General features: G+C 68.8%; 4 protein-coding genes. 1 reads left to right on the forward strand and 3 read right to left on the reverse strand.

Translation table 11 applies throughout. The annotated features are described in order from the left end of the window. Together ACFE7U_RS17470 and ACFE7U_RS17475 are read right to left on the reverse strand one after the other, a co-directional pair. A partial coding sequence (locus ACFE7U_RS17470; RefSeq protein ID WP_375410978.1) for an MmcB family DNA repair protein occupies positions 1 to 446 on the reverse strand: 446 nt, incomplete at its 3' end. 162 nt (positions 447 to 608) lie between these two features. After that, positions 609 to 1,130: a DedA family protein gene (locus ACFE7U_RS17475; RefSeq protein ID WP_375410979.1), complete on the reverse strand. Its 522-nt coding sequence runs from the start codon at positions 1,128 to 1,130 to the stop codon at positions 609 to 611. Between the two features lie 132 nt (positions 1,131 to 1,262). On the opposite strand from ACFE7U_RS17475, the gene pdxY reads away from it, so the two are divergent. Then, the gene (gene pdxY / locus ACFE7U_RS17480) at positions 1,263 to 2,111 is read left to right on the forward strand and encodes a pyridoxal kinase PdxY (protein WP_375410980.1); all 849 of its coding nucleotides are present in this window, start codon (positions 1,263 to 1,265) and stop codon (positions 2,109 to 2,111) included. Between the two features lie 65 nt (positions 2,112 to 2,176). On the opposite strand, the gene ACFE7U_RS17485 is transcribed toward pdxY, so the two are convergent. After that, positions 2,177 to 2,359, reverse strand: coding sequence for a hypothetical protein (locus ACFE7U_RS17485; RefSeq protein ID WP_375410981.1), 183 nt, complete (start codon positions 2,357 to 2,359; stop codon positions 2,177 to 2,179). Between the last annotated feature and the right edge of the window lie 15 nt (positions 2,360 to 2,374).

A 2,374-nucleotide genomic window follows, 5' to 3' on the forward strand; every position in this document is an offset into this window, starting at 1 on the left:
GCATGCAGCAGCCGCGCGGCATTGTGGGCGAAGCGCAGGGTCACCGCCTTGCGGCGCGGGCCGCTCAGGGGATGCTCGGGCGCCTCGCGCAGGATCGCCGCCCCGAAGGCGTCGGCGACGATGAGGCCGGTTTCGGGCGGCGTCAGGGTCGCGGGCAGGCTGTCGGGGATGGCGAAGAAGAAGCGGTCGCAATAGTCGCGGTAGTCCGGCCATTTCCGGTCGGCGCGGAAGTCGGCGACGCTCGACTTGATCTCCACGATGGTGAGCCGCCCGGCCGGGCACAGGGCGATGACGTCGGCGCGTCGTCCGTTGGCGAGGGAGAATTCCGGGATCGTGACATGGCCGAGCTCGGCGAAGAGCCGGCGCACACCGCGCTGAACGTGGAGCGCCGTCGCCGATTGCCGGCGATCGAGCGGGAGAATGACGTGGGCGAGGGCGGCTGACATGCTTTTTGCGGGGCTTCTGTCCCGAATCGGGATGACGTCCAGAGAATCAGGCCGACGCGCGCTTGTCACCTGCGGCGTCGTTCCGCGAGGGCAAGCGAGGAAGTCGCGTCGGTCGATCCATCATGACGAGGGCTTGGCACTTCGCCTGATCGCACCGAAGCCTCACCCGGTGATGAACGTCAGCAGCCCCGCCGTCGGCGCGAGCCAGACGAAAGACCACAGGAAGGCCGAGCTCCAGTTGGCGATCTGGAAGGGCAGCCGTGGCAGCTCGAAGATGCCGGCGATGAGGGGGACCACGGCGCGGGCCGGGCCGATGAAGCGGCCGATGACGATGCCCCAGGCGCCGAAGCGCTGGCAGAACGCCTCGCCCTTGGCGACCATCTCGGGGTACCGGCTCATCGGCCAGATCGTCTTGGCCCCGTGCTGGAAATATCGTCCGATCTCGTAGGAGACCCAGTCCCCGAGCGCCGCCCCGATCCCGCCACCGATCATCACCGGCCAGAATGGGATGCCGCTGGCGCCGATCATCGCGCCGATGCCGAGCATCAGCACCGTGGCTGGCACCAGGATCGAGAGGAAAGCGAGGGATTCGCAGAAGGCGAGCACCCCGACGACGAGCGGCGCCCAGGCCTTGTGGGCCTCCACGAAGGCGAGGGTCCCGGTCCGCAATGCGTCGAAATCCATGGGGAGCCCTGGCTGAAGTCCGTGCCCATGTGGGAAGCGGAGCCGTCGGGGCAAGGCACGCCCGCCTGCACGAGATGCGCGCCCCGGCAAAACCCGCTACCACGAGCCCCATCACCCGCAGGTCGACCCACGATGAAAGTGCTCTCGATCCAATCGCACGTCGCCTACGGCCATGTCGGCAACGCCTCGGCGGTGTTCCCGATGCAGCGGCTCGGGGTCGAGGTCTGGCCGATCCATACGGTGCAGTTCTCGAATCACACCGGCTACGGCGCCTGGCGCGGCCGGGTCTTCGACGGGCCGATGATCGAAGACCTGGTGGCGGGCATCAGTGAGCGCGGCGTGCTCGGCGGCTGCGACGGCGTGCTCTCGGGCTATATGGGCTCGGCCGATATCGGGACCGCCATCGTGCGGGCGGTGGCGGCCGTGCGCGCGCTGAACCCGGCCGCGCTCTATTGCTGCGACCCCGTGATCGGCGACACCGACCGCGGCATCTATGTCCGCCCCGGCATCCCCGAATTCATGCGCGAGCAGGCGCTGCCGGCGGCCGATATCGTGACGCCGAATCAGTTCGAGCTCGACCACCTCTCAGGGTTGACCTCGCGCAGCCTCGACGCAGCCAAACGCGCCGTGGCGGTGCTCCAGGCGATGGGGCCGCGGGTGGTGCTGGTGACTTCGCTCGTCACCGACGAGACCCCCGCCGACAGCATCGACCTGATGGCCGCCGAGGGCGGCGCCTACTGGCTCCTGCGCACGCCGCGACTCGATCTCGGCGTCAACGGCGCCGGCGACGCCATCGCGGCCCTGTTCCTCGTCCATTACCTGCGCACCCGCTCGGCGGCGATCGCGCTCGGCATGGCTGGCGCCTCGGTCTACGGCCTCCTGCGCCGCACCGCGGAGGCCGGCTCGCGCGAGATCCTGACCGTGGCGGCACAGGACGAATTCGTGAACCCGACAACCACATTTCCGGTGGAGCCGGCCTGACGGAAGTGGGAATCCATCCGAGGAAGGCCGGCTCGTCGCCGCTGGCCGGGATTGTCTCCGCAAGATCACCCCAGCTGAGTCAGTTCCATGGCGACGATTCCGGCGGCGCGGATCGTGTCCGGCAGGGCGTCGTAGTGAGTGTATCCGGCTTCCCGCGCCATGGCGTCGAGGGCCGACGTCGCGTCGCTCGCGTTGCCGGTCCACAGGATGGCGCCGCTGCTGGTCTGCCTGATCTGAAAGATATGCATCGCGAAACCCTCTGA

It is taken from the genome of uncultured Methylobacterium sp. (assembly GCF_964251405.1).
Taxonomy (GTDB): Bacteria; Pseudomonadota; Alphaproteobacteria; order Rhizobiales; family Beijerinckiaceae; genus Methylobacterium.

Coding starts and splice junctions, on each gene's coding strand:
- ACFE7U_RS17475 (WP_375410979.1), bottom strand. CDS start 1,130: ATGGATTTCGACGCATTGCGGACCGGGACCCTCGCCTTCGTGGAGGCC.
- pdxY (WP_375410980.1), top strand. CDS start 1,263: ATGAAAGTGCTCTCGATCCAATCGCACGTCGCCTACGGCCATGTCGGC.
- ACFE7U_RS17485 (WP_375410981.1), bottom strand. CDS start 2,359: ATGCATATCTTTCAGATCAGGCAGACCAGCAGCGGCGCCATCCTGTGG.